The 26,653-nt window shown below is 40.1% G+C and carries 20 protein-coding genes; 14 read left to right on the top strand and 6 right to left on the bottom strand.

Annotated features, from left to right (window positions below; genetic code table 11):
- Positions 1-27 precede the first annotated feature (27 nt).
- From F988_RS08660 to F988_RS08620, 9 genes are all read left to right on the top strand, one after another.
- On the top strand, positions 28-3,996 hold the full coding sequence (locus F988_RS08660) for a hypothetical protein (RefSeq protein WP_004682546.1): 3,969 nt from the start codon (positions 28-30) through the stop codon (positions 3,994-3,996).
- 9 nt (positions 3,997-4,005) lie between these two features.
- On the top strand, positions 4,006-4,659 hold the full coding sequence (locus F988_RS08655) for a DUF2460 domain-containing protein (RefSeq protein WP_004682545.1): 654 nt from the start codon (positions 4,006-4,008) through the stop codon (positions 4,657-4,659).
- A complete protein-coding gene (locus F988_RS08650) occupies positions 4,656-5,513 on the top strand; it encodes a DUF2163 domain-containing protein (RefSeq protein ID WP_004682544.1) in 858 nt (285 codons plus the stop codon). The genes F988_RS08655 and F988_RS08650 overlap by 4 nt, the downstream gene beginning before the upstream one ends.
- Before the next feature lie 59 nt (positions 5,514-5,572).
- Entirely contained in the window at positions 5,573-9,049 is a 3,477-nt protein-coding gene (locus F988_RS08645; protein ID WP_004682542.1) for a hypothetical protein, read from the top strand.
- 45 nt (positions 9,050-9,094) lie between these two features.
- A complete protein-coding gene (locus F988_RS08640; protein WP_004682541.1) occupies positions 9,095-9,514 on the top strand; it encodes an NlpC/P60 family protein in 420 nt (139 codons plus the stop codon).
- Between the two features lies 1 nt (position 9,515).
- Positions 9,516-12,005: a phage tail protein gene (locus F988_RS08635; protein WP_004682538.1), complete on the top strand. Its 2,490-nt coding sequence runs from the start codon at positions 9,516-9,518 to the stop codon at positions 12,003-12,005.
- A 68-nt stretch (positions 12,006-12,073) separates the two neighbouring features.
- Positions 12,074-12,355 carry a phage holin family protein gene (locus tag F988_RS08630; RefSeq protein ID WP_004682537.1) on the top strand — a complete coding sequence of 94 codons (282 nt, stop codon included), beginning with the start codon at positions 12,074-12,076 and terminating at the stop codon, positions 12,353-12,355.
- Positions 12,345-12,557, top strand: a complete 213-nt coding sequence (locus F988_RS08625) for a hypothetical protein (RefSeq protein WP_004682536.1) — start codon at positions 12,345-12,347, stop codon at positions 12,555-12,557. Before F988_RS08630 ends, F988_RS08625 begins: the two co-directional genes overlap by 11 nt.
- A gap of 59 nt (positions 12,558-12,616) precedes the next feature.
- Complete coding sequence (locus tag F988_RS08620; RefSeq protein ID WP_004682532.1) at positions 12,617-13,159, top strand: glycoside hydrolase family 108 protein; 543 nt, start codon at positions 12,617-12,619, stop codon at positions 13,157-13,159.
- 222 nt (positions 13,160-13,381) lie between these two features.
- Here the strand turns inward: F988_RS08620 and F988_RS08615 are convergent, their stop codons facing one another.
- The 6 genes from F988_RS08615 to alaS form a co-directional block, all read right to left on the bottom strand.
- Positions 13,382-13,600, bottom strand: a complete 219-nt coding sequence (locus tag F988_RS08615) for a hypothetical protein (RefSeq protein WP_004682531.1) — start codon at positions 13,598-13,600, stop codon at positions 13,382-13,384.
- Positions 13,601-13,605: 5 nt separating this feature from the next.
- Positions 13,606-14,901: a Y-family DNA polymerase gene (locus F988_RS08610; RefSeq protein WP_004682529.1), complete on the bottom strand. Its 1,296-nt coding sequence runs from the start codon at positions 14,899-14,901 to the stop codon at positions 13,606-13,608.
- Between the two features lie 14 nt (positions 14,902-14,915).
- Positions 14,916-15,542, bottom strand: a complete 627-nt coding sequence (locus tag F988_RS08605) for a LexA family protein (RefSeq protein WP_004682527.1) — start codon at positions 15,540-15,542, stop codon at positions 14,916-14,918.
- 128 nt (positions 15,543-15,670) lie between these two features.
- Positions 15,671-16,315, bottom strand: coding sequence for an SOS response-associated peptidase (locus F988_RS08600; protein ID WP_004682525.1), 645 nt, complete (start codon positions 16,313-16,315; stop codon positions 15,671-15,673).
- A gap of 98 nt (positions 16,316-16,413) precedes the next feature.
- Positions 16,414-17,616, bottom strand: coding sequence for a tyrosine-type recombinase/integrase (locus F988_RS08595; RefSeq protein WP_004682522.1), 1,203 nt, complete (start codon positions 17,614-17,616; stop codon positions 16,414-16,416).
- A 287-nt stretch (positions 17,617-17,903) separates the two neighbouring features.
- Positions 17,904-20,594, bottom strand: a complete 2,691-nt coding sequence (gene alaS, locus F988_RS08590) for an alanine--tRNA ligase (protein ID WP_171055692.1) — start codon at positions 20,592-20,594, stop codon at positions 17,904-17,906.
- A 182-nt stretch (positions 20,595-20,776) separates the two neighbouring features.
- Here alaS and F988_RS08585 point away from each other — a divergent pair, with 182 nt between their 5' ends.
- From F988_RS08585 to F988_RS08565, 5 genes are all read left to right on the top strand, one after another.
- Positions 20,777-21,814, top strand: coding sequence for a type I glyceraldehyde-3-phosphate dehydrogenase (locus F988_RS08585; protein ID WP_004682520.1), 1,038 nt, complete (start codon positions 20,777-20,779; stop codon positions 21,812-21,814).
- A 24-nt stretch (positions 21,815-21,838) separates the two neighbouring features.
- Positions 21,839-22,153: a hypothetical protein gene (locus F988_RS08580; protein WP_004676969.1), complete on the top strand. Its 315-nt coding sequence runs from the start codon at positions 21,839-21,841 to the stop codon at positions 22,151-22,153.
- A 270-nt stretch (positions 22,154-22,423) separates the two neighbouring features.
- Positions 22,424-23,470, top strand: a complete 1,047-nt coding sequence (locus F988_RS08575) for a carboxypeptidase-like regulatory domain-containing protein (protein WP_004682518.1) — start codon at positions 22,424-22,426, stop codon at positions 23,468-23,470.
- 197 nt (positions 23,471-23,667) lie between these two features.
- Positions 23,668-24,834 (top strand): ATP phosphoribosyltransferase regulatory subunit, encoded by a 1,167-nt coding sequence (locus tag F988_RS08570; protein WP_004682516.1) that lies wholly within the window; start codon positions 23,668-23,670, stop codon positions 24,832-24,834.
- Positions 24,835-24,895: 61 nt separating this feature from the next.
- Positions 24,896-26,215 (top strand): adenylosuccinate synthase, encoded by a 1,320-nt coding sequence (locus F988_RS08565; RefSeq protein ID WP_004682514.1) that lies wholly within the window; start codon positions 24,896-24,898, stop codon positions 26,213-26,215.
- Positions 26,216-26,653 lie beyond the last annotated feature (438 nt).

Genomic DNA, 26,653 nt, shown 5'->3' with positions numbered 1-26,653 from the left:
TGGTTTTTTTACGCCTAAGGAAAAGTAATGGCTAACGAAGTTGAAGTAAAAATAACAGCCTCTACGGATGCACTTTCCGAAGGCATGAATCAAGCAACAAATAAAGTTCAATCTGCAGCAGCGGATATCAATCGTATTGCAGATACGATTAAGAATGCTTTTGACGGTGTACGTGAATCACTTAAAAATATCGATGTTAGTTTAAACATTGATATGAGTAATGTTCAGCAAAAATTGAGCAATGCTGCGAATACGATCAAATCTCGTATTAATAGTATTGTTGATGATGCTTCAATCAAATTAAAAATTGATACCACATCGCTTGATTCACAAATCGGTCATGCTGAAAATTTGATTCGATCTCGTTTATCATCATTACCTATTCAGAATGTACGTTTAGATGTTGATGTGCATGAGATACAGCGACGCTTAAATCAAATCAATAATCAGCAAATTAAAGTGAAGTTAGGCGTTGATTTAACTCAATTGAGAACTGAACTTCAGCAAGCCAAGCAAACAGTAACAACCACACTACAGTCAGTGTTTTCAAGCGCGATTCGTATCACTGTAAATTTACCTTTATTGGCAGCACAGCTTAACCAAGCGCGTACAATGATTCAGAGTGCAATCAGTCGCTTACAGCATACAAATATCAATTTGAATACAGTTATTAATGTTGATGCAACAAGCACAATGTTAAGGGCTTCACTAGATCGCCTAAAAACCAGTATTGATCATTTACGCACTCGCTTAAACACTGGTGGTGGATCGGGTGGCGGTGGTAGTGGTGGGGGCGGATCTGGTGGAGGAGGCGGTAGTCCTAGCGGTGGCTTAGGCACGAGTATTCTTGGTAACTTCCTTGCAAACATGGCAAGTGAACTGGTAATGCAAATTAGCGCATTAACAGGTGAAGTGATTCGAAATGCGCGTGAAATTGAAAATATGTCACGCCTTGCCAACGCAACAACTAAAGAATTCCAAGAGTGGACGTTTGCTTCAAAATCAGTAGGTATTAGCCAAGAAAAACTTGGCGATATCATGAAGGACGTAAACGATAAGTTTGGTGATTTCATGCAAACTGGTGGCGGGGAAATGAAAGATTTCTTCGAAAAAATTGCACCAAAAGTTGGAGTTACCGCTAAAGAGTTTCAGGGTTTATCTGGACCACAAATTTTAGGTAAATATTATGAAACTTTGAAGAAAGCGAACGTGTCACAGGCTGAGATGACTTTTTATATGGAGTCTATCGCTAATGACGCCATGCTTCTTTCGCCATTATTGGAAAATAATGCTGCAAAACTTAAAGAATACAGTAAGCAAGCGCATGATTTGGGCGTGATTCTTGATGATGAAGCAATCCAAGCTACTAAAGATTTCGATTCATCATTAGGTTTGATTGGCGCAACGATCAAAGGTTTGCTTGGTCGCTTGGTAGCGGAATTAGCACCAGGTCTTAAAGACATGGCGAATAATTTCTTATCATCCGCAACCAAATCAAAAGAGGCGATTGATGGAGCAATAACAGCGATCGTCACTATCCTTGAAAGTTTGATGGATATTTGTGGTGAAGTTTTTGGGATTATTAGTGATGTTTGGAGCGATTTGACTAAAGATATTGGCGATGGTTCGGTTCAACAGATCACATTTATGGATATGGTGTCTGGAGCTTTAAAAGGATTTGCTACAGTTGCAGTAGGGCTGAAAGTTGGAATTCAAATTGCCTTTTCTGCAATTCGCGCCGTAATTGTAACTGTTTGCCAAGCAATTTCCATTGCTATATCAACGGTACTTAATGTATTTGGTGGCTTTAGAGATACCATTCAATTTGGCTTAGATATGCTTAGTACAAAGTTTAAAACTTTTGGGAATATTGTTTCAAATGTCCTTAGTTTTAACTTTTCTGGTGCAAAGGCTGCATTTGAGCAAGGTTTGGGTGAGCTGGATACAATTACTGAACGCTACACCAATAAAATGGGTCAACGTACCGAGTGGCTGAAACAAGACTGGAATACTGGTGTGTCCAAGTCAGCAGATGCTTGGGGGACAGCATGGGATAAGATAGGAAGTGTTTCACAAGAAGGTCAAACGCAATTGACCAATCTTTTTCTTAAAAATCCAACAGATGTTAAACAGCAAACAAGTGTAAATCAGCTTAAAACTTTTGATCCTAACCGTGGCGTGGGAACAGGTCAAAAAGATGATAAAAAATCTGGTAGCAAGGATTCAAAATATGAGGCTACTACATATTCTGACCTTCGAATTAAAAGTGCTGAAGCGTACGCAGGTGGTAAAGCTCACCAAGGAGTGTTGGACTTAGCGGGCTTAATTCAAGATAAATTTCAGATTACACGCTTTACGGCATTCAATGATAATTATCATAAAGGTACGTCAAGTAAACATGCACAAGGTTTAGCCCTTGATTTTGGATTGCAAGATTCAAGTAAAAGTGGGCAAGTTACTTCTGATTTGCGTTCTATGCTCGGAAAGAATGGTGTAAATGCTCAAGTTCTTGATGAATATAAAAATCCATCTAAACGGGCTACTGGTGGCCATATTCATGTCAGTTTTAATTCTCAAGCGGATGCTGATAAGTATCTAGCTTTGGTTAAAAATGACAAGGTTAAAGGAAGTAAAAAATCTAGTTCTGATTCGCAATATGAACGTTATCTTGAAGAGCAGACACGAAATGCTGAAAAGGCTGAAAAAGAGCGTCTGGATCTGAAATACAAATATGCTTCAGAGCAGGAAAAGGTTCAGTCAGATTTAACTAAAGATATTGATCGTATCAACAAATCGACCGCTACTGATGATGAAAAACGAGCTTATACAATTCAGGCAGAAAAGGAGGCTAAAGAAAAGCTTGTACAACTGGAATTAGAAGCTTTTGAAAAGAAAAAAATAATCACAGAACAGGAAATTCAATCAAGGATTGATTCAGCTCAGCGTAACTTTGAGTTTTACAAAGCTATGATTGAAGCTGAACTTGATGCCGGGAGAATTTCTAATGTTGAGAAAGTGCAACTCGAAAAACAGTTACAAGATAAACTTTATCAAGTTAAACGTGCTGGAGCATTAGAGCGTTTCAATTTAGAGCTGGAAAAATCCAAACTGACAGGTAAAGAGGATGGAGTCAATTCAGCAAAAAACAATATTGCTGAATTGGATACCCAAAAGGATATTAGCGATATATCTGTACCAGGTTTAATGACCGATGCTCAAATGAAAGACTTTGAAAAGAAGTTTGGTGGGTTGACTTCAAGGATGTCAAATCTCTGGGATAAAGGCATGCAAGCCATGATGAATGGTACCTTGACTTGGAAAAATGCCTTAAGTGCAATTTATTCCGAGTTAGCTGCTGAATTTATTCAAAAGATGATCACAGCACCGTTGAAAGAATATGTCAAAAGCATAGCACCACGTTTGGCAGCTAAATTAGGTTTAATTAAAGCTGAAACAGCAATGGAAGTGACTGGTCAGGCAGCTCAAACTGGCGCAGTCGTTGCTGGTGAGACCGCTAAAACCGCAGCCACCAATATAGGTATTTTTGCTCGTATAGGTGGAAAGATTATGGAGACTACCAAATCTATTATGATGTCTGCTTATGAGGCGATGGCAAAGGCTTTTGCAAGTATTCCGCCTCCTTTTAACATTGCAGTAGCTGGCGCGACATTCGGTTTGGTTGCAGGATTGACTGCTAAGGTTGCATCTGCTCGAGGAGGTTACGACATTCCTTCAGGTGTGAATCCAGTGACTCAATTGCACGAAGAGGAAATGGTCTTGCCTAAACAGCATGCCAATACGATCCGTGCATTGGGTAAATCAGTCATGGGGGATGGTTCTATGGTTCAGCAACCCACTTATGCAGGTGATATGGGGGCGATGCCACAGGTCAATATTCAAGCATGGGATTCTAAAGACATTAAGCGGTTTATGCGCAAACATGGTCGTGAATTGGCAGGTGGGTTGAAAGGGTATAACCGTAATTTCGGTAAATAAGGAGTTTACATGTCAGATGAATTATTTCCTGAATTACCAGGACTAGAATGGGAGCTTACAAAGACTCCCATTTTTAATACCAAAATTATGACTTCGGTTAATGGTCGTGAGCTTCGAGCAAGCTATCAAGCCGTTCCGAAGTATGAAATCTCAATGTCATTTGCTTTTTTGCGGGAATCGAAAGGCAAAAATGAGCTACAGCAACTTGAAAGCTTCTTCTTTGAACGCCGTGGTGCATTCGATTCTTTTCTTTTCAAAATGCCTGAAGATTGCGATTACACGTGTTCTTACACTGGTGATGGAAGTACGACAAGTTTCCAACTGTATAAGCAGATGCATACATCCATGATTCCTTTAGCACATACAAAGGCTGAAACGACATTTCAAGTGGATCCAACGTTCTGGAATGAAAACGATAATCAGCAATTTTGGAGCGATAACGATGACGATCTGTTTTGGGATGACACAACTGCTCAAGTCACCAAGTCAGGCATGGTTACGCTTTCAAAGCCTTTGAAACAAGGTCATAAGTTTGAGGTGAAAGGGGCGTATTACTATCGTTGTCGATTTGCCGATGATGAACAGCAATACACCAATTTTATGAGCAAATTATGGAAAGCCAACAAGGTTGATATGATCGGATCATTGGGAAATAAAGTATGAGAGCAGCTTCTCCAAGATTAATAGCATTGCTAGATGCTGATCAGTTTGTGATGGCAGATCTCTATACCATTACAACGGTGCAGGGCGATGTTTTTCGATACACGAATTATGACTTTGACCTGGTGGTTGCGGGTCAGGTTTATAACTCAGATGGCCCAATTATCAGCCGTGATGGAATTAGCCTCTCACTCGGTATTGAAGTCGATAATTTATCGATCAATATTGATTGTATTGACGATAACAAATGGAATGGCATTAATGTTGTTCAAGCCTTTCATAATGGCCAACTGGATGGTGCTCGATTTAAATTGGAGCGCATATTTATGGATATGAATACGCCAACGGACACCAGTGCCGGGGCCATCAAGCTTTTTGAAGGTCGAATCATTGAGCCTGACTTAGATCGAAATTCAATCCAAGCCAGTGTTGCATCGGATCTGGATGAATTAAACGTACAAATGCCACGAAACCTGTATCAGCCAAGCTGCACCAACACATTATTTGACAGTGCATGCGGTCTATTACGTCAAAACTTTATGGTGCAGACAACCATTGAAACGGGCAGTACTGCAGCACGAATTTTATGCCAAGTGAATCAGCCTCAGGGTTGGTTTACTCAAGGCGTAATTGAGTTCTTGGACGGTGGCAATGCAGGTCTGAAACGGACGATTCGTCTGCATGAATCGGGGGCTTTGTTATTGACTTTGCCATTGTTGGAAACACCGCAGCCAGGGCAAAGAATCAAGGTTTATCCTGGATGTGATAAGCGCTTAGAAACTTGCCAAAACCGTTTTAATAACTTCAGCCGTTTCCGTGGTGCGCCATTTATACCGGTGCCTGAAACAGCCGTTTAATCAAATTTGTATTAATCCATACCCAGCTATTGAGCTGGGTTTTTTTATGGGGTGAGAAAATGCCTTTACCTACTGCAGCAGAAATGCGTGATCGTACAAAAAAACATTCTGAAGTACGAGAGATGTTGGCTCAATCTATTGAACACATTAGTAATAATGTTGCTAATAAACATGAAACAATTCCATTTAAATCGGGAATAAATATTTTTGATAAGACAAAAATTGAAATTGGGAAGTATTATAGCTATGTTAATGGCTCAAAGGGGGAGACAGAAAGCTCTTTTGCTGCCGCAGGCCCAATCAAAGTTGAGCCAAACACCCTTTATCGAGTTCCAGAGTCTCATAGTCAGCAATATGCTCTTTTCGATTCAAATATGCGATTTATCAAAGGATCAGTGAGCACAAAACCCAATAGTGAAATTATTACGCCTGCTAATGCAAGATTTTTAGGAATCACATTAGAGGTTTCAGAACTTGATAATTTCATGATTTCTAAAGCTGAAGAGTACCCTGATTTTTATGAACCTTTTACCGTGATCGCAGAAAATCTGCGCATTCAACCGGAACAAAATGAAGCGCTTTCTGATTATATTAAAGACACTTTAGGCGTATATTCTAATAATATTATTGATAAAACTAAAATCGTTGAAAACTGTTACGTTGATTGTGAAACGGGTAAAATCCGCGCTGCAAATGGCTATTTAGCTGCTGGTCCTTATCCTGTGCTACCGAATGTAAAATACAGATTTTCACAAGGTTATGGACAACAATTCGCATTCTACGATGAAAATAATGAATATATTTCTGGTTATGCAAAGCCTCAGACTGATCAAACAGTCGTGACGCCTGCGGATGCTCGCTTTATTAAGCTCACCATAGATTCATATTTAATTGATTCACTTGTGGTTGCTGAAAATTCTAAATTCTTAAATGAAAATGAGTCAAACGCTTTAAAGTTTAAAAACTTGAAAGTAGATATTGAGCAAGTTTCAAACTTAGATCGCGGTCTGCAAACCACTCTCGGGTTTGAACATGTGAATATTGCTAAATCTGGCACAATTGTTGAGAATTATTATATTAATTATTTAACAGGTGAAATTGAATTTGTAAAAAACTTCTTTGCATTAACTTACTGTAATGTGAAACCGAATACAGATTATGTTGTCAACAAAGAATATGATCAACAGTTCGCATTTTATGATCAAGATAAAAATTACATCTCTGGTCAGCCGAATACTGGAACATCAAGTACGTTTAAAACACCTGCTAATTGTCACTATGTCGGTTTTGCAGTAGCTGCAGATCAAATTAATACTCTGTTAGTTATTGAAAACGATTTGATAGAGTCATTAAATCAGCGTAATGATGCTGTGTTTGCAGATAAACTGCTGGTTAAATCTTCTCAAGTATTAGGTATAGATGAGTTCGTAGACAATAAGCTAGGTGCTGAATCCATAAATATTGTTGATCCATCTAAAAAAACGGATGGTTTTTATGTTGATTTTAATTCTGGAGTCTTTTTAAAAGCGGATGATTTTTGTGTTGCTGGACTTTATGAAGTTTCTGCATCTACAACATATAAGATCAATCGTGATTATTATCAGCAGTTTGCGTTTTATGACGAAAACAAGACATATATTTCTGGTCAAAGCGGTCCGAGCGCAGGAAATACCTTCACTACGCCTGCAAATGCGAAATATGTTGCTCTCACTGTATTAAAAACAGAATTCCCACGTTTACTTGTTGCGAAAGAAAATTTGTTCCCAGCGGATTACATTCCCAATGATATTAAATTAGTTAAGAATCTAGTTCTTGAAACGAATATTCGTACATCAGAAATCTGGGTTTCTGCTGATTTGAACGATTCAGACTCTAAAGTTAAATTTAAGGGGCCAAATGCGATTCAACTTGCCTTAAATAGCATTGAACGTGCAACAGCAACTAATCGCTATGTTGTTCGCGTAAAGCAAGGTGTTTATCGAATCAATAAAGCGAAAGACTTTATTGGGTATCCTGGCTATCCATCGATGATTGAAATGAAAGATCACGTCGATATTGTGGGGCAAGGTCAAGATAACACAATTATCTGGGCTGAACTTCCGTATGACGATGAAGATATCGGGCCGTCTGCTAATGGGGCGATTTATCCGCGAGTAATGTATCAAGCGCTTTATCATTATGCGAAAGATGCACATATTAAAGATATGACTTTTATTGCTCAAAATTTAAGATACGCATTGCATCAGGATGATCCTAGAGGGGCTTTTACAAAGCATAAGTATCAAAATGTAGGTTTTATTTTTAAAGGAGATAAAGGGGCAGTAAATCCGCTGGGTATCGGCACTGCAGACGGTGAGGAAACCTATATGCATGGAGGGTTTGCGCATTCTGATGTTGGTCATGCTTTTGCTTGTCACAACAATATTCAGTTTACAACGCCATCGTCATGGAGTTTTGAAAACTTCAATTTCACTAGTATTTCCAATAAATACGGTATTTTGATGCAATCAGACGGTTCATTGTTACAAGACAAGTTAAAGCTGGTCGGCTGTAGCTTTGGCGGGGCCGCTTATACACTGGCTTATGTAGATATTTGGTTGACTGGCGATACATCACTAAATCGAGATTCGTTCAATCATGCAGAGTGGCTGGTATACGGTCATGGTAATGAGCCTTTTCTTTTCGAAAATTTGGTTAGCACTGGACTATGTTTACGCTTTAAGTCAAATGCAACAGGGCTTGGAAAAAAGATTCGATTCGATACAAGCTCAAGTGCTTTTCCAATTTTGATCAAAAATAATCACGCTAATAGTGAAGCTGCTATTTATACAAATAGTAGAGAGTATTTGGATGGTTATATTGTACAAGACGGTTCACTTGGTCTCCCTGCATTTGCTTACGGCTGTAAAGATTTAACGTCTGGAGCTTTCACTTATGATAATGGGGTTAATTTCACTAGCTTGTCGACACGCTTAGGTGACTGTCGTAATCAGAATAAAGAATTAAAATTAACTGTCGATGGTGTAATAAACACAGTTATTTTTAATCAAAACTATTCTGGTATGTCGAATCAAGATATTGTTAATAGCATTAACAGTCAGTTAACAAATGTCGTTGCTGATTTGCATGTTTACGGGCGCGATTACTACGCAAATATCACTGATGTTTGTGAAGTTGTTTATAACTGGAAATCAGAGCCAAATGCAGTGCAAGAATACATAGCAAAAGGCAGTTTAGTGACTAAACGCAACGGTACTGTACGTAAAGCTGAGGCGAATGACAAAATTTATGGCGTTGCACTTGATGACATCCCAGTCATGCATATTACTTCTGAGGGTGTGAAAAAAGGACAGGGGCGAGTTATGAAGAAAGGTTATATCTTTACTGACCGATCTAAAGCGCACTATGTTTTATCTGATAACCAAACGCCATCAGTTGGCACACGTTTTAAAGTTAGTAATGGTCAATTGCTAACGGATGCTAATGGAAAAATTAGTGTTGATATGGATGATGGTGTCGTATCTATCAACTGTTAATGACAAGAACCCAGCTCAAAAAGCTGGGTTTTTTAATGAGGTTATATGACTAAAAATCTTGCAGCAGTCGAAGAAGCTCTAACTTGGCTCGGCACACCGTATCATCATCAGGGTCGCGTTAAAGGTGTCGGTGTCGATTGCGCAACTCTACTCTGTGAAGTCTATGAAATGGTGGGCTTGATTGATCATTATGATCCAGGCCCATATCCACCTGATTGGCATATGCATCAGATGGGTCAGCGCTATCTTGAGCACATTCAAAACTTTTGTGATCAGGTAAACGAACCTCAGCCTGGTGACATTGTTCTTTATCATTTTGGCAAGTGCATCAGTCATGCTGCAATTGTCGTTGAGTGGCCAACGATCATCCACTCATATATCCATCAGGGGGTCATCCTTCAAGATGGGACAAAAGGAAGTTTAGCCCGGCGAATTTCCGGGTTTTATCGTTTAAGAGGGCTATAAAATGGGTGGTGTTTTTGGTGGTGGTACCGTCAGTACATCTGACAAACGTATCAATTCAATGCGTATTCAACAATCCGCTTATGGCCTTTGCCAGCCCCTAGTCTATGGCAAAAATCGTGTTGCGGCAAATATGTTCTGGTATGGGGATTTTACAGCCACGGCCCACACAACAACGAAAAAGCAAGGGGGGAAGGGTGGTGGTGTAAAAACCAAAAACACGACTTATACCTACAGCGCGTCCTTCATGCTGGGGCTTTGCGAAAATAAAATCAAAGACATTGGGATTATCTGGCGTGACAAAGAACAGATTGTTCCTAAAACGGAAGGTGGTATTCAGCTTAAACCCATTGATCAGCTAGGGTTTGAATTATTTGATGGTGATCATAATCCTGTTTGGGGCTATCTCCCATCAAAGCATCCTGACCAGGCATTGCACTATCCATTTCTCGGTTATGTCGCATGTGCCAACTACGATCTGGGGGGGAGTGCCAGCTTATCGAATCACAATTTTGAAGTGATCAGTGATATTACATTCTCAGAAACGATTCAAGATGCTAATCCTGCAGATGTAATTGAAGACTTCATTACCAATCCACGATATGGCGCATCACCCAGTCTGCAAATGGCAGATTTGTCTGAATTTCGGACCTACTGTACAGCAACCAATTTGTTGATCAGTCCTGCTTTAACAGAACAGCGTGAAGCATTCGAAATCATCAATGAAATTGTTGAAGCGGTGAATTGTGCCGTGGTACCTAGTCCAGACGGTTTGAAGATCCGATCTTATGGTGACAGTGTCGTCAGTGGAAATGGGGTAACGTTCGTACCTGATCTAGAGCCTGTTTATCACCTTACTGATGACGATTTTCTAGGTGAAGATCAGCCAGTTCGGGTACGCCGAAGTCGTGATACTGATGCCTATAATCATTGCCAGATTGAATATGTAAACCGCTTCAATCAATACAACACTGAAACCGTTGAAGCTAAAGACCAGGCAAATATTGAAATGTTTGGTCTACGTACGCAAGATCCGGTCAAGCATGATTTTTTCTGTGAACCTAAAATTGCCCGTCATGCAGTGCAATTGCTACTACAGCGAAAATTGTATGTTCGTAATGAATATGAATTCGAACTAGGCTGGAAGTACTGCCGTTTAGAGCCGATGGACATTGTGACGATCACGGATGAGTCTTTAGGCTTGAATCGTTTCCCGGTACGTATCACTCGTGTCGAAGAAGATGAAGATGGAATGTTGTCTATTACAGCTGAAGAACTGGCTGTTGGATCTCGCTCTGCGGTTGAATATGATATTCAATCATCTAATGGGTACCAAGGTGGAAATGAAGAGCCAGGAAACGTGAATGCACCGAATATTTTTGAGCCACCATTAGATTTGACAGGGGGTAAGAATCAGATTTGGGTAGCTGTATCCGGTGGAATTAATTGGGGCGGCTGTAATGTCTGGGTCAGCTTGGATAATACAACTTATGAAATGGTTGGTACGATCTATGGGTCTGCCCGATATGGTGCCCTGGTTTCAGCGATTGATGCAGATGATACCGAGATGCAGATTCAGTTGAATACATCCAGCCAGATGTTCAGTGGTACGGTTGAAGATGCTGAAGTTGATGCAACTCTATGTAGAGTCGGTGACGAATATATTAACTATATTGAGGCCACATTGAATGGATCTGGGCTGTATACATTGAGCGATGTGATCCGTGGACGTTTCGATGATGCAGGGCCACATAATGCAGGTGAATCATTTGTTCGTATTGATCGTGCCATTTTTAGCCATGATTACAATGAAAATATGGTTGGAAAGCAGATTTATCTGAAGTTCACCAGCTTCAATGGATTGCAGCAAAAAGAACAGACTCTGGATGAGGTAGCCGCTTATAGTCACACCATTACTGGCAGCCGTCCATCTGGCGTAAAAGGTCTATCCCTTCAGTCAGCCTTTGAAGGTACAAGCTTTAAGGTTCAATGGCAAAGTGCAGCTGGTGCTACAGGGTATATCGTTCAAATCATGTCAGGTGGTGTATTGCTACGTGAAGTTGAAACGACAAATACTGATTATAGTTACAGGATGGATGAAGCGAAAATCGACGGTATTCAACGTGCGTATACTGTACGGGTCGCAAGTAAAAACGGTTCGATTGTCAGTACCTTTGCGGAGCTGAATATCAGTAATCCGGTGCCACCACAATTGTTGAACGTGTACACATCTGCAACGGCCAATTCGATCACTGTTAGCTGGACACCAAGTGATGTACCAGATCTTAAAGATTATGCAGTTTGGTTAAGTGCGACTGCAGACTTTGATCCAACAACGACAGCACCGTCTTGGACGGGTACAGCATTAACCACCACCATAGGAGGGTTACAAGCAACAACGCCATATTATATCCGTGTCGCAGCGAGAGACGTATGGAAAGAAACAACCTGGAACTATTCAAATCAGATTACTCAAAGTACATCTGAAGCATAAAACATAGATTTTAATCTAAATAATTAGCATCCTATTTGCGGAGGCTTTCTTATTTCTGGAGACAGAAAATGCAAGAACAGGCAGCAAGCGCGGTTGAAGCTGCTACAAACACAATCGCAGCAGCAGCACCAAAAGTATCTTATATGTCGGCGGGGGCATCTGTGGCAGCGTATGCAGCAAGTGTAGATTGGGCTGTTTGGTTTTCGGTCTTTATTGGTGTGATCTCATTTTTTACCACGCTGTATTTTAAACGGCGTGATGACAAGCGTGCTGAAGAGATCCACGAATTGAGAAAGAAACAATATGAGCAAACTAAAGAACGTTTAAAAGGTGATTTTGATGACAAGTGAACAAACTCGGGCTTATCTGGCCTTTGCCTTAGTTGCATTAATGTTTGTCCTGGTAATCGCATTATTCTTTATTGATATGCCACGGGAAAACAGCAACTTAATAAACACGGCTTTGGGTTTTATTGCAGGGGCAATGACAACTGCTTGCGGTTTCTACTTCGGTAGTTCAGAGCAAGAAAAGAATAAAGATAAAGAAAGTTAAATTCTGCAATCAATAAACAGCCGCCTTAGGGCGGTTTTTTACGTCTAAAGGAAAATGAAATGAATATTGAAGAATATTTAAATGAGTTGATTAAGCGTGAAGGTGGGTATGTAAACAATCCCGCAGATCGAGGAGGTGCAACTAAGTACGGTATTACTGAAGCTGTAGCACGTGCAAGTGGCTTCAAAGGTCACATGCGAGATCTGCCATTAAGTGTGGCCAAAGACATATATCGAAAACAATACTGGATCTCACCACGTTTTGACCAAGTAAATGCGATTAGTGCAGCCGTTGCTGAAGAGTTACTCGATACAGGCGTCAACTGTGGAACTGGTTTTGCTAAACCATTGCTACAACGTACTTTGAATCTTTTGAACAATGAAGGTAAAGGCGGGTGGTCAGATCTAGTAATTGATGGTGTGTATGGACCAGCCACTTTGAATGCCCTGAAAACCTTTATAGCCAAACGTGGGAAAGAAGGTGAAAAGGTCTTAATTCGAGTGCTCAACATCATGCAAGGGCAGCGCTATATCGAGATCTGCGAACGCAATCCAACTCAGGAACAATTCTTCTATGGATGGATCAATAACCGAGTCTCGTAAAATCAAAGTACATCATTGCAAACGCTCACTATCAATGAAGATAATGAGCGTTTTTGTTTTGTGTGTGATACCATGTTGCAAAGCCCATGCGATCAAGAACAAGGTTAATGTTTGAATTAGCATTAAAGCACTTTTATAAGTGCTTTATTATTTTGAGAATATTTATGCGCAAGAATTAGTTTTTATCTACATTTAGCGCATATATTTTCACAATACTCTATTTTAATTTACCGTCCCCAGCACAGGTATCATACGCGGACCTGCTTGTCTCGCTTTTCCAATAATTTCAATAAGCTCATCATAAGTTAATTCAAACTTATCAGAGCTATCAAATACATATTCAACATTCTTTTCCTCTAACTCTTTAGGTTTGATTGGAACAAAACGTTTTGGAATAAGCAATTGTGCTAATTGTTCATTAGATAATTTAAATAAATGCATAAGAATCATCCTATTCTAAAAAGTTCATTCCAGTTTGTAAGATATGCAGGTGAGCGACGGTTTTGATTCATTTGCCAATTTGCATGTTTATCATTACAGAGCCCTAGTGAAACCAAGTCTTTACCAAACCGATCTGTTATTGCTTCCAGAGTGTTGGATAGTTTTTCACGTTCATGACGTTGTGAATAATCTGTAAAAAGGTCAGGTACAAATTTTGCTTTTGGCATAAGTTCAAGCAATACGATTCCAGCCTTTTTGTACTTAAATCCTTTTTTGAAAATTTGATCTATTCCGCGCATCACACCACGAGTGATTTCAAGTAAATCATCTGTGTGTTCTTGCATCTGGACGATAATATACGGTGAATAGCGTTCCCCTTTATTAAAACGGCCTGTTTGTATATAGACTCCAACCATTTTACAGAGTGATGAATCTTCCCGCATACGTTCAACAGCTCTGGTCACGAATAGTCGCACCGATGACTTGATTTCCTCAATTTCATAAACTGGGTGTCCGTATGAACGACTACTAATGATTTGTTGTTTAGCAAGAGAATCTGTTTCAAGGTCAATACATGAAATCCCCTGTAATTCAAGGACAGTTTTTTCCATCACGATTGAGAACTGCTTTTTAATATCTTTTGGATTCGCTTCAACTAAATCTAAAACTGAATTGATGTTCATGTCATTTAATCTTTTGCAGTTCTGCCGACCTACACCCCAAACTTCACCTACATCAATTTGAGCAAGTAAGTATTCTGTAGAGCATGGGTCCAGTGATACCAGATTACACACGCCGTTAAAGAATTTATTCTTCTTGGCAATATGGTTTGCGATTTTTGCCTCAGTCTTACTGCGACCAATTCCAATGCAACAGGGCAATCCAAGCCATTGCAATACTTTGGATCTCATCTCTTGGGCGTAAGCTGTTAAGTCATAGTTTTTCTCGAACGCAGTTAGTTCAAGAAAGCATTCATCAATGCTATAAACCTCTTGTTCACCAGGTGCGACATACTGGCTAAGTAGATTCATAAATCGGCGTGACATTTCGCCGTATAGTGCGTAATTGCTTGATAGAACTTGAACATTATACTGCTTCACAATGTCCTCAATCTGGAACAAAGGCACCCCCATCCGAATGCCCAAATCCTTAGCTTCCTGACTTCGAGCTACTGCACAGCCATCATTGTTTGAGAGGACAATTGTTGGGATGCCATTTAGGGATGGATTAAAAACACGTTCACATGAGACGTAGCAATTATTCACATCCACAAGTGCGAATATGCGATTTTCATTTTTCATTTTGATTCTTCTTGTTATGAACGCTGATAGATACGCTTAAGATTAAATGTCACCACACCCCAAACAACTATTGTTTGACTGTCAGAGGGAATGATGTGTTCATAAGCTGGATTTTCCGCTTTTAACCAAAGTATGGGTAAATGCTGATTTTCATCCCCAAAAATTTCTTTTATCTCAGACTTGGACATTTTGCTCGTAATCATCAGTCTTTTAATTGTTGAGTCTTTATTATCTATGAGTGCCACGACGATATCGTTGTGCTTCGCTTCAATGCTTCGGTCAATAATGATTGGGTCATTTACTTCCAATCCAGCACCAAGCATTGATTCGCTATCCACATATGCGATAAATGTTGAGATAGGGTTGTGAATTAAGAACTCATTAAGATCGAGTGATTTTTCTTGTTCATCTTTGGTTGCGAATGCTGGACCAGCTGGTATTCGCTCAAGTGCAACAGGGATTGCTGCCTTTGATTTCGGGAGAAATTGAGTAAGGCCAAGCTTGTCAATTAGATCAGTTTGAATGGCAATCTGTTCAAGTACAGCATTAAGTGTGGGGCTGGGCTTTCCCTCTGGTCCCATGAGAGTCTGGAGACTCGACCATGCGCCATCAGAGAAGTAAATTGGTAACTTCTTAGACATTTTGATACTCCTACGCTACTGGGGCGTGTTTGAAGTGAATCGGTCTTATTAGGATAAAATTATTGCCGTTTGAATTTCAAATTTATTTATCTGTGGATAAACAAGGACAAGTCGTAACTTGTCGCGGCTCAATGTGTGTTTGGTCGGAATTTATGCATCTCGGATTTGGGTGCAGCGGTGAACTCATCAACAGGCATTTCAAAGAAAAAATCTCTCGCTTGTTCATGGTTACAGTTAAGCCAATCATTACGACGATCTCGTGGTATTACAATGATTGATCGCTTCTCGTCATCTGGTGCATGAAATTGATTCATAAACGGGTGTACATCTGAATTGATCGTCAACATAGACATTGATCTATATTCAACGCCATCAATAACCGCATATTCATAGATGCCTGCGACGGTAAACGGTAATTCATCTCTACGATAAATTCCGTACCAATGTGCTTTCCCGTCTATATATTTTGGCTCAAAAATTGTCTCAACTGGAATTAAGCAAAATTGGTTTTTCTTCCATGCATTTCGAAAACTAGGTTTTTTATCGACGGTCTCAGTTCTAGCGTTATAAGTATTCTTAGCTTTTTTAATGTCATCCAACCAATGCGCAACTAAACCGAAACGAGCCAAACGCCACTCTAAATTACCGCGCTTCGAAAAGAGGATAGGGGCTTCATAGTTCGGATATATGTCAGTTTTATAGTCAAATGTCGGTTCGAATAGGTTGAGTAATTGAGCACGGCTTTTTGAGATTGGTTCGTAGTTTGCACACATATGAAACTCCAATTTATTCTTAATAGACTATGAGCAATTTAAGTGTTCTATTGAGAAGCAATATTGTTGTTAATATTTTTTTCATTACTTGTTCTCAATTAATCGCTTAGTGATTTTAATTTTTGTATCCACTTTGCATAAGCTTCAGTTTGTTGAGGCAAATACTCAAAATAATCATAAGTGCCTTGTTCACCAGACATTACATGACCGATCATGAGTTGTGCAATATCACGTGAAGTAAAAGCACTGAAATTTGTACGTGCTGTTCTTCTGAGATCGTGAAGAGACCAATGCTTCATATAGTATTCATGGTGTCTTCTGAGGCGTTCCATAATATAACTGGGTAAAGAATTTGAAGATCCATGACTCATGGATTTATCTTCATTGTCATTCGTTAAGAAATAGACTGAATTGTTATAGTCGAAAGCCTCAACTATTAATGCTTCCATTTCAGGCAAAATTGGGCGAATGATTTCACGACCAGTTTTCTTACCAGTCTTATTATTCACTACTGGAACAATCCAGACTTTTCTTTTTAAATCAAAATCTGTCTTTTTAGCTTTTCTTAGTTCACCGTTTCTACAACCAAACATTAAACACAATTTTAGGAAAATTTTATTTTTAGGCAAAATATTTGATTGCTCGATCGCCAACCAAACCATTTTAATTTCTTCATCTGATAGAAAACGGGTGCCACGATTTCGCTCAATGCCTAGATCTTCTTTAGCATAAATGTCGGATAAAACATTCACATCAAGCAATTGTCTCTTTTTAGCCCACTTAAGAACCTGTTTTGCATTTGTTAGAACACGATCTGCAATCGATGGTACATCATCTGCTAGTTCCTCAAGTAAGGCTAACCACTGCTGCAGGGTGATACGTTCGATTGGTAAATCACCGATTTCTGGAATGACGTGCTGTTCAAAAGTATTTTTAATTTGTTGAGCAGACGTTTTCTTCTTTAAACAATAACTTTCATACCAATCATTAAACACTTCTTCAAATGTGCTTGCTTCGATATATTTTTGCTGTTGCACTCGTTGTTCAAGTTTCGGGTTTAAGCCCTTATCTAAAAGAGAGCGCATTTCACCAGCTTTTAAACGAGCATCTTTTAATGAAAGGTGAGGGTATGTGCCAAGATCTAAACGATCGGCTTTTCCTGCAAACCTATAGCGAAGCTGAAAAACAATTTTGCCCTTAGGTGAGATCCGAACACTCATTGAATCACGGTCTGCTACTTCTTCAACTTTCTCGCGAGCCTTGCCATTATTAGCTTTTAGCCACATTTCAGTTAAAGACATAGATCACCTGTGTACATAATTATAAGAAAGGATGAAATCTGCTAAATATGTACACGTATGTGTACATAATTGACAGGTCTAATTCTGTCTCAATGTGTCCTAGTGTGTCTATATTAAAATGAGGGGAAATACTGAGAAATAAAGCTTTAATTGTAATTATTGTCTTGGTCTGTCTTAGAATGGCTTAATGGCATTAATTCTTTTGAACGATTAATGCCATAGTTGTTCCATATAAGCCATGACCCTGAGAGGCATCAGGGTCAGTTACACAAAAAGTGAAGTGTTTATTATTGTTCAAGCCAAGCAGGCAGGGCTGCAATCACTTGATCAAACTTCTCGTTGAGTGGCGCGCCACCTTGTGCCAAGTCAGGTTTACCACCACCTTTGCCACCCAGCTCCTGAGCCAGGTGTTTGATGATGTCACCCGCTTTTAGATGTGCAGTATATTGTTTAGCAACGGAGGCGATTAAACTCACTTTATCGCCCTCAACGCCAGCTAAAATAATGACTGCATCATCTAATTTTGATTTTACGCTGTCATGCAGGTTGCGTAATGATTTTGCATCTAAACCTTGTACAGTGGTAATCAGGGTTTGACGACCTGCAATTTCTTTCACCTGATCAAGCAGGTCAGCCGCCTGGAAGCTCGCCAATTTCTGGTTTAACTGTTCAATCTGCTTTTGTAGGCTTGAAGCTGTTTCAACAATCGCTTCAACTTTTTCTACAGTTTGATCTTTTTGCGCTTTCAATAAAGCATTGATCGTCTGAATATCAGCTTCAGCTTTTTGAACAACTTCAAGTGCTTTTGTACCTGTTACGGCTTCAATACGGCGAACACCAGCTGCTACACCACCTTCAGAAGTGATTTTGAATAAACCAATATCACCTGTCCGCTTAACATGAATACCACCACAAAGCTCGATAGAGAAGTTTTTCTCTTCAATAATAGAACCCATAGAAAGTACGCGAACTTCTTCACCATACTTTTCACCAAAAAGCATCATTGCGCCTTTGGCTTTCGCTGATTCAATATCAAGTAATTCAGTGCTTACTGCCGTATTGGCAATCACTTCAGCATTAACTAAACGCTCAATCTGTTGCAATTGTTCAAATGAAACAGGTTGGTCATTGGCAAAGTCAAAACGTAAAATATCACTCGCAACCAAAGAACCTTTCTGCTGAACATGCTCACCCAGAATTTGACGCAAAGCGGCATGTAAAAGGTGGGTTGCAGAGTGGTTACGTGCGGTTGCGGCACGAATGTCTGCTTTAACTGTTGCTTCAACGTTTTGAGTCGCTTTTAGGCTACCCATAGTGACGATACCTTGGTGTACAAAAGCACCACCAGATTTTTTAGTATCTTGAACTTCAAAAATACCCGTATCGTTCTTGAAGATACCTGTGTCACCAATTTGACCACCGCTTTCAGCATAGAAAGGGGTCTGGTTTAATACGATCAGTGCTTCATCACCTTCGTTGATTTCATCAACCTGCACGCCATCTTTATAGATCGCAACAATTTGACCTTGGCCTTGAGTTGCGTCATAGCCATCAAACTGGGTTTCGCCCTCAACTTTGACAATGCTGTTGTAGTCAACTGCAAACTTGCCTGCATCACGCGCACGTTGACGTTGTGCTGCCATTTCCACTTCGAAACCAGCTTCATCAATGGTCAGGTCACGTTCACGCGCAATATCAGCGGTTAAGTCGGTCGGGAAGCCGTAAGTATCATAAAGTTTAAATACAGTTTCACCTGGGATGACATTGCCTTTTAGTTGAGCCAATTCACCTTCAAGTAATTTCAGGCCTTGTTCAAGTGTTTTCGCAAATTGCTCTTCTTCTTTCAGCAGTTGCGCTTCAATTCGTGCTTGCTGTGCAGCAAGTTCTGGATAAGCATCGCCCATCACTTCAATCAGAGGTTGCAACATCTTGTAAAAGAATGAACCAGTCGCACCGAGCTTGTTACCATGACGTACGGCACGACGAATGATACGACGCAACACATAACCACGACCTTCATTTGAAGGATTAACACCGTCAGCAATCAAGAATGAGCATGAACGTGCATGATCTGCAATGACTTTTAAAGAAGCTGGGTATTCAACTGGTTTATTTTGAGCTTTCGCTTCAGCTTCAATTGCGGTGGTATCCAAACCAATGATGTCAGCTGCTGCTTTTAATAAGTGCTGGAACAGGTCAATTTCGTAGTTTGAATTGACATGTTGCAGAACCGCAGAAATACGCTCCAAACCCATACCTGTATCAACAGAAGGCGCTGGAAGAGGGTGCATCACACCATCCGCAGTACGGTTGAACTGCATGAAAACGTTGTTCCAGATTTCAATGAAACGGTCGCCATCTTCTTCAGGTGTTCCTGGTAAGCCACCCCAGATGTGGTCGCCATGATCATAGAAGATTTCAGAACATGGACCACAAGGACCTGTATCGCCCATTGCCCAGAAGTTATCAGAGGCGTATTTGCCACCTTTGTTATCGCCAATACGGATGATACGTTCAGCATCGATTCCGATTTCTTTGTTCCAGATATCAAATGCTTCATCATCGGTATGATAAACCGTGACATATAAACGATCTTTCGGTAAGCCTAACCATTGTTCGCTGGTTAAAAATTCCCAAGCAAATTTCAGTGCATTTTCTTTAAAATAATCACCGAAAGAAAAGTTACCTAACATTTCAAAGAAAGTATGATGACGTGCGGTATAACCTACATTGTCGAGGTCATTGTGTTTGCCGCCTGCACGTACACATTTTTGAGATGAAACAGCACGAACATAATCACGCTTTTCTAAACCTAAGAAACAATCTTTAAACTGGTTCATACCAGCATTGGTAAACAGTAAAGTTGGGTCGTTGGCAGGAACGAGAGAACTCGAAGCAACACGTGTATGCCCTTGCGATTCGAAGTAACGCAAAAATGCTTCACGGATTTCAGCGGATGTCATAAAACGAGTACTCACAACCAAGCGTCCATAATTTTGAAAGTGCTAAATTATAGCGGAAAATGTGTGCCCGACCAACGATTTTACAAGTAATCTTAGATAAAACTGTGTTTAGGCTAAAAATCTATATTCAATGCTGGCTTGCATGTTTTACCATATAACATAGAAAAGATGATGTTTTGATGAATTAAGGGCACCACATGCAACGTATCGCGATTAATGGATTTGGCCGAATTGGCCGCAATGTGCTACGGGCATGGTTTGAAAATCCCAAACAATTTCAGTTTGAAATTGTCGCAATTAACGATATTGCTGATGTTCGGACATTGGCTCATTTATTTAAGTATGACACCACACACGGGCGTTTTGCAGGTCAGGTTGAAATCCAGATAGAAGATGAACAGATTTTCTTGAATATTCAGTCCAATCAGCGTCAATTAAAACTACAGGTTTTTAAACAGGTACAACCTGAGTTATTACCTTGGGCGGCTTTAAAAATAGATGTGGTACTGGAATGTACAGGATTGTTTCGTTCCAGAGCCGATGCAACCCGTCATATACAGGCAGGAGCAAAGCGGGTGATTATTGGGGCAGCGCCTTTTGACTCTGTTGATGCCGCAATTGTCTATGGTGTCAATCATGCCGAAGTCAAAGCCACGGACCAGATTATTTCCAGTGTGTCCTGTACCACACAGGCTTTGGTGCCATTGGTGAAAATTATTGATGATGCCTTTGGAATTGAAACAGCGCTGATGACTGAAATCCATGCGGTGACTGCGGATCAGTCGGTGCTGGATCACGCCCATCGTGATTTGCGCCGTGCCCGTGCATCGGGACAGAACATTATTCCTACCACATCCAGTGCTTTGGGTGCATTAAAACAGGTGATGCCGAAAATGGAAAACCGTATTGATGGTTATTCCATTCGTGTCCCTACAATTAATGTTGCAGCGATTGACCTGACTTTTATTTCCCAGTCACCTATTACCGTGCATAAAGTCAATGAAGTCCTGACTAAGGCTGCGAAATTTCACTATGCCCAGATTATGCAGGTCACAGATGAAGATCTTGTTTCAAGCGACTTTAACCACTCACCATATTCCTTAATTGTAGATTTAACCCAGACCATGGTCGTCGGACATCAGGCCAAGGTCTTTGCATGGTATGATAATGAATGGGGATATGCCAATCGCTTACTTGATTTATGTGAATCATTTGATTCGAAAAATATTAAATAAATAACAACGGATTTGGAGAACGGAATGATATTAATATTGATTTGGGGTTTTATTGGTCTGTTATTGATTGCAGTTACTTTCTTGTTTTGGTTTCAGTTTAAAAATAAACAGCAACCTGCTGTTGATCCGCAAGTATTGTATCTGGAAGAAAAAGTTCTACATCTGGAATCCCACCTTAAAAAGAGTCTGGAAATTATGCAGGACCTAGCAAAGAAAATGCATGTCCAGCAAGAAGTGCTGGATCGGACTGTTGCAAACATTGCGGCGTTGGAAAAGCAAAATGTTGAGTTGGTCAATGTTTTGGAAGTGGTTGTTAAAAATGGGAAAAATATGCCCTAAATTTGTCCCCCTTGAATAAGGGGTTGATAAATTAGTATGTATAACTATTTGTTTTTATTAAATATTTTGATGCAAATTTAAGAAAAATAAGCAATATATTCCAATACATAAAACCTATAAAAAACAATTATTAATTTTTGTTGGGTGGTTAAATATTTTTTAACCATCCGTTTTGATTGCAATTCCACTTGATGTGTATCTAGAACGCTCATTATGATGAATTTGTGCTTCATAAAGTATTGATCGAAAAACACATAGGGGTGTCTGATAATGAATAAAACAACTTTAAAACGTACGGCAATATGCTCAGCTTTATTGAGTGCCGTTGTCATGGTTGCGGGATGTAATGATGATGACAACTCATCCAGTAATAATTCTGGACAGCAACAAACGACAACCGAAAAGCTTACAGGTACCGTTGCAACTGGAGCTGCTCTGGCTGGTGCGAATGTTGAAGTGGTCAATAAAAATGGCACAACTAAATCAGTTGTTGCGGGGGCAGATGGTAAATTCAGTATCGATGTTGAAAAGGGAGCACCTTATTTATTAAAGGCAACTAAAGGTACTGGTGAATCCCAAGTTACCCTATATTCTTATGCTTCGGCTGCTGGTAATGTCAATGTAACCCAATTAACCACACAGGCAATTTTGGCTGCCAACAAAGCGGATGAAAAACGTGATTACAACTCATTGGCAGAAATTTATACCAATTGGGCAAAACTGACTAAAGACAGTACTAGTGATGAAATAAATGCTGCTATTGATAAAGCCGCAAAAGAAGTTGTTGCGAACTTAAAGACCGTATTTGATGCAAATATAGATACGAGTAAAGGTTATCCAAACATTTTTAAAACTGCGTTTAATGCAGATTCTACTGGTCTGGACAAGGTTCTGGATCAAGTTAAGATTAATGGTTTGAATAGTAAATGTACGGGTATTGGTAGCACATATAGTTGTAATGTGCAGTACGTCGTCAATGGGCAAAACTTTGCATGGAATTATAGTGTTGATACAACAGGTCTAAATGTCGTTGTTGATCTAGGAAATAATCCAAATATCCCTTCAGGAAATTATAATTTGAATGTTACAACTTCTGTGATGGGGCAAGGTGCAACAGTAACAGTGAAGAATGTTCCAAAACCAGCTAATCAAAATGAATTCTGTGGTTCTAATGATGTCACAGCACAATTACCAAATGGTCAGTTTAAGATTAATAGCTGTAGCTTTAATGGTACGGTAGGTAATATCAATGCGACAGTAAATGCAAACGGTTTCAGTGTTACCTATGATGTGAAGTATGAGTATAGCCCAGCATAATCAAATTTAAAAAACTTGGAATTGATTTTAGGCAATCATTTTGGTTGCCTATTTTTATGCGGGATTTACTAAAATTCTCAGGTGCATCATAGAAATCTTCATGTTACACTACGCTGAATCGGGCATTCACCCGATTTTTTTATGTGGTTGCTTTTTATGTGGATGCCTCCACGTTGAACAGATTTTAGGTTTGAAACATGACCATTTCAGAGACATGGTTGCTCCCTGACGGGGTAGCAGATGTATTACCCGAACAAGCGCAAATGGTTGAAACCCTGCGACGGGAAGCTTTAGATTTCCTCGCTGTTCGAGGATATCAACTGGTATACACTCCATTTATTGAATACATCGAATCGTTGTCTTCACTTTCAGAATCCAATCAAGATTTAGACTTGGTCACCTTTAAGGTGATTGACCAGCTTTCAGGTCGCCTGCTTGGTGTGCGTGCGGATATGACACCGCAAGTTGCACGTATTGATGCGCATGTTCGTCCAATTGAAGGCGTTGCCCGTTACTGCTATGCAGGTACAGTTCTTCATACCAAACCACAGAATTTTAATGCAACACGCGCTCCACTCCAGTTGGGTGCGGAGCTATATGGTCATGACAGCATCGAAGCTGATGTGGAGATGATTGATGTCATGCTGGGCCTGTTGGAGAAAACTGACAGTTTGCAAGGTGTTCATCTGGATTTAGGTCATGTCGGTTTATTTCGTAGTTTGGTGAAACGTGCTGGTTTAAATAAAAACACTGAAAGCCAGCTGTCTGATTTATATCAGCGTAAGGCTTTACCAGAATTAGAAGAATTTACTCAAAGCTTGCCAATGGGTAATGATTTTTATGCTCTAGGTCGCTATGCAAGTGACCTTAATGCATTACAGGCACATTTAAGCCATGACATTTTAAGTGATGCTGATTTTAAAAATGCGTTTGATGCATTGAAAACAACATTCACTCAAATTCAGTCACGTTGGTCGAATCTGAATATTGGAATCGATGTGGTTGAGTTGCGTAGTTATCACTACCATACGGGCCTGATGTATGCCATTTATGCACCGAATCGTGCTGCGCCGCTTGCGCAGGGTGGACGTTATGATGGTATTGGTGAGCACTTTGGCCGTGCACGCCCAGCCACAGGCTTTAGTTGTGACTTATATGCCTTGGGTGCTACACAGTTTGCTGAAATTGAAACTGTCGTTGCGCCAAAAGGAAATGATCAGGATTTATTAACCGCGATTGCAGATGCACGGGCGAATGGTTCGCGTGTGGTGCAGTTGCTGGGTAATGATGAGTTAAGTTCAGTGCCTTATGCAACCCACCAAATGGTGTTGCAAAATGGGCAATGGATCATTGAAAAAATTTAATTGCCGAGTTGTAAAAACAACTTGGTTTCCAATTCTAACAGCATGATGTAATGAGGCTATTATGGGCAAAAATGTTGTGGTACTGGGTACCCAATGGGGCGACGAGGGTAAAGGTAAGATCGTCGACCTGCTCACAGATCAGGCGGCTGCGGTCGTACGCTACCAGGGCGGGCACAATGCAGGACATACGCTTGTGGTCGGTGGTAAGAAGACTGTATTACACCTCATTCCATCAGGTATCTTACGTGACAACGTATTGTGCTTAATTGGTAATGGTGTTGTTCTTTCTCCTGAAGCACTGATCAAGGAAATGGCGATTTTGGAAGAGGAAGGCGTACCTGTAAAAGAGCGTCTGCGTATTTCTCCAAACTGTCCGTTGATTTTGCCAAACCATATTGCACTTGATCAGGCCCGTGAGAAAAAACGTGGTAATGCCAAGATTGGTACAACAGGTCGTGGTATTGGCCCAGCATACGAAGATAAAGTTGCCCGTCGTGCGGTACGCGTTGCAGACTTGGTTCGTGGTGGCGCTAATTTGGAAGAAAAACTCAAGGAAATGCTTGAGCTTCATAACTTCCAGCTTTCTCAATTCTATGGCGTTGAAGAAGTTAAGTTTGAAGATGTGTTGGCACTTTGCAACGAATGGCGTGAAGTTCTTGCCCCGTTGGTAATTGACGTAACCAAAGTGTTGCATGATTACCGTAAAGAGGGTAAAGCAATCATGTTTGAAGGTGCACAAGGTTCACTGCTTGACATCGATCATGGTACTTATCCATTTGTAACAAGTTCTAATACAACTGCGGGTGGCGTAAGCTCTGGTTCTGGTATGGGTCCTTTACATTTAGACTATGTGTTGGGTATTACCAAAGCCTACACAACACGTGTAGGTGCTGGTCCATTCCCAACTGAGTTGCATTATGATGCTGCGACAGATACAGGTGATGCGATTGGTCGTCATTTGGGTACAGTAGGTCATGAATTTGGTGCGTCTACTGGTCGTCAACGCCGTTGTGGTTGGTTTGATGCGGAAATTCTACGCCGTTCAGTTGAAGTGAATTCGTTGTCTGGTATCTGCCTAACCAAGCTTGATGTATTGGATGGTTTAGAAGAAATCAAAATCTGTGTAGGTTATGAAGATGTTGATTCAGGCTGTGCAGGTTCTTCTGATGCAGTTTCATTTGAAAGCTTAAAACCAATCTATGAAACAATGCCAGGTTGGAGTGAGTCTACAGTAGGCTTAACCCAAATTGATCAACTTCCTGCGAATGCCTTGGCTTATGTAAAACGTCTTGAGCAGCTCATTGAATGCCCAATTGATATCGTTTCTACAGGTCCAGACCGTGCGGAAACCATTATTTTACGTCATCCATTTTCAGCTTAAATTGAATAGATAACGTCAAAAGCCTCTTTTTAAAAGGGGCTTTTTTATTTTTATGAATTTATATATCAAAAATATCTAGCAAAAAATCAGCTTTTTATTCCAGTCATTGTTATTTCACAGCGTGGAAAATCCCCGTTATATTAACTCTACATTCAAACAAAGAGGGGTTTAACCATGACGAAAAAAACAATTCGCTATAATGGATATGAACTGGCATGCCAATGTTAGATTATATCAAGGCGATTAAAAGGGTACAAACCAGTTCTGATCAGGTGGGGAAAGGAATTGGTTTGAACATTTTGATACAATAAGAATAATCCTGAATATTAAATAAAATTTTAATCTCTGTACACGACAAATTTCACAGAACCCTTATCCTATCAGGATTCTGCTTTCTTAAAATTGCCAAAATTTCCTTAAACTCTTCTTTTTTCCCAA

The sequence above is a fragment of the Acinetobacter parvus DSM 16617 = CIP 108168 genome (assembly GCF_000368025.1).
Classification (GTDB): Bacteria; Pseudomonadota; Gammaproteobacteria; order Pseudomonadales; family Moraxellaceae; genus Acinetobacter; species Acinetobacter parvus.
The sequence above is the reverse complement of the archived record's forward strand: the minus strand, read 5'-3'. Positions and strand labels throughout refer to the sequence as shown.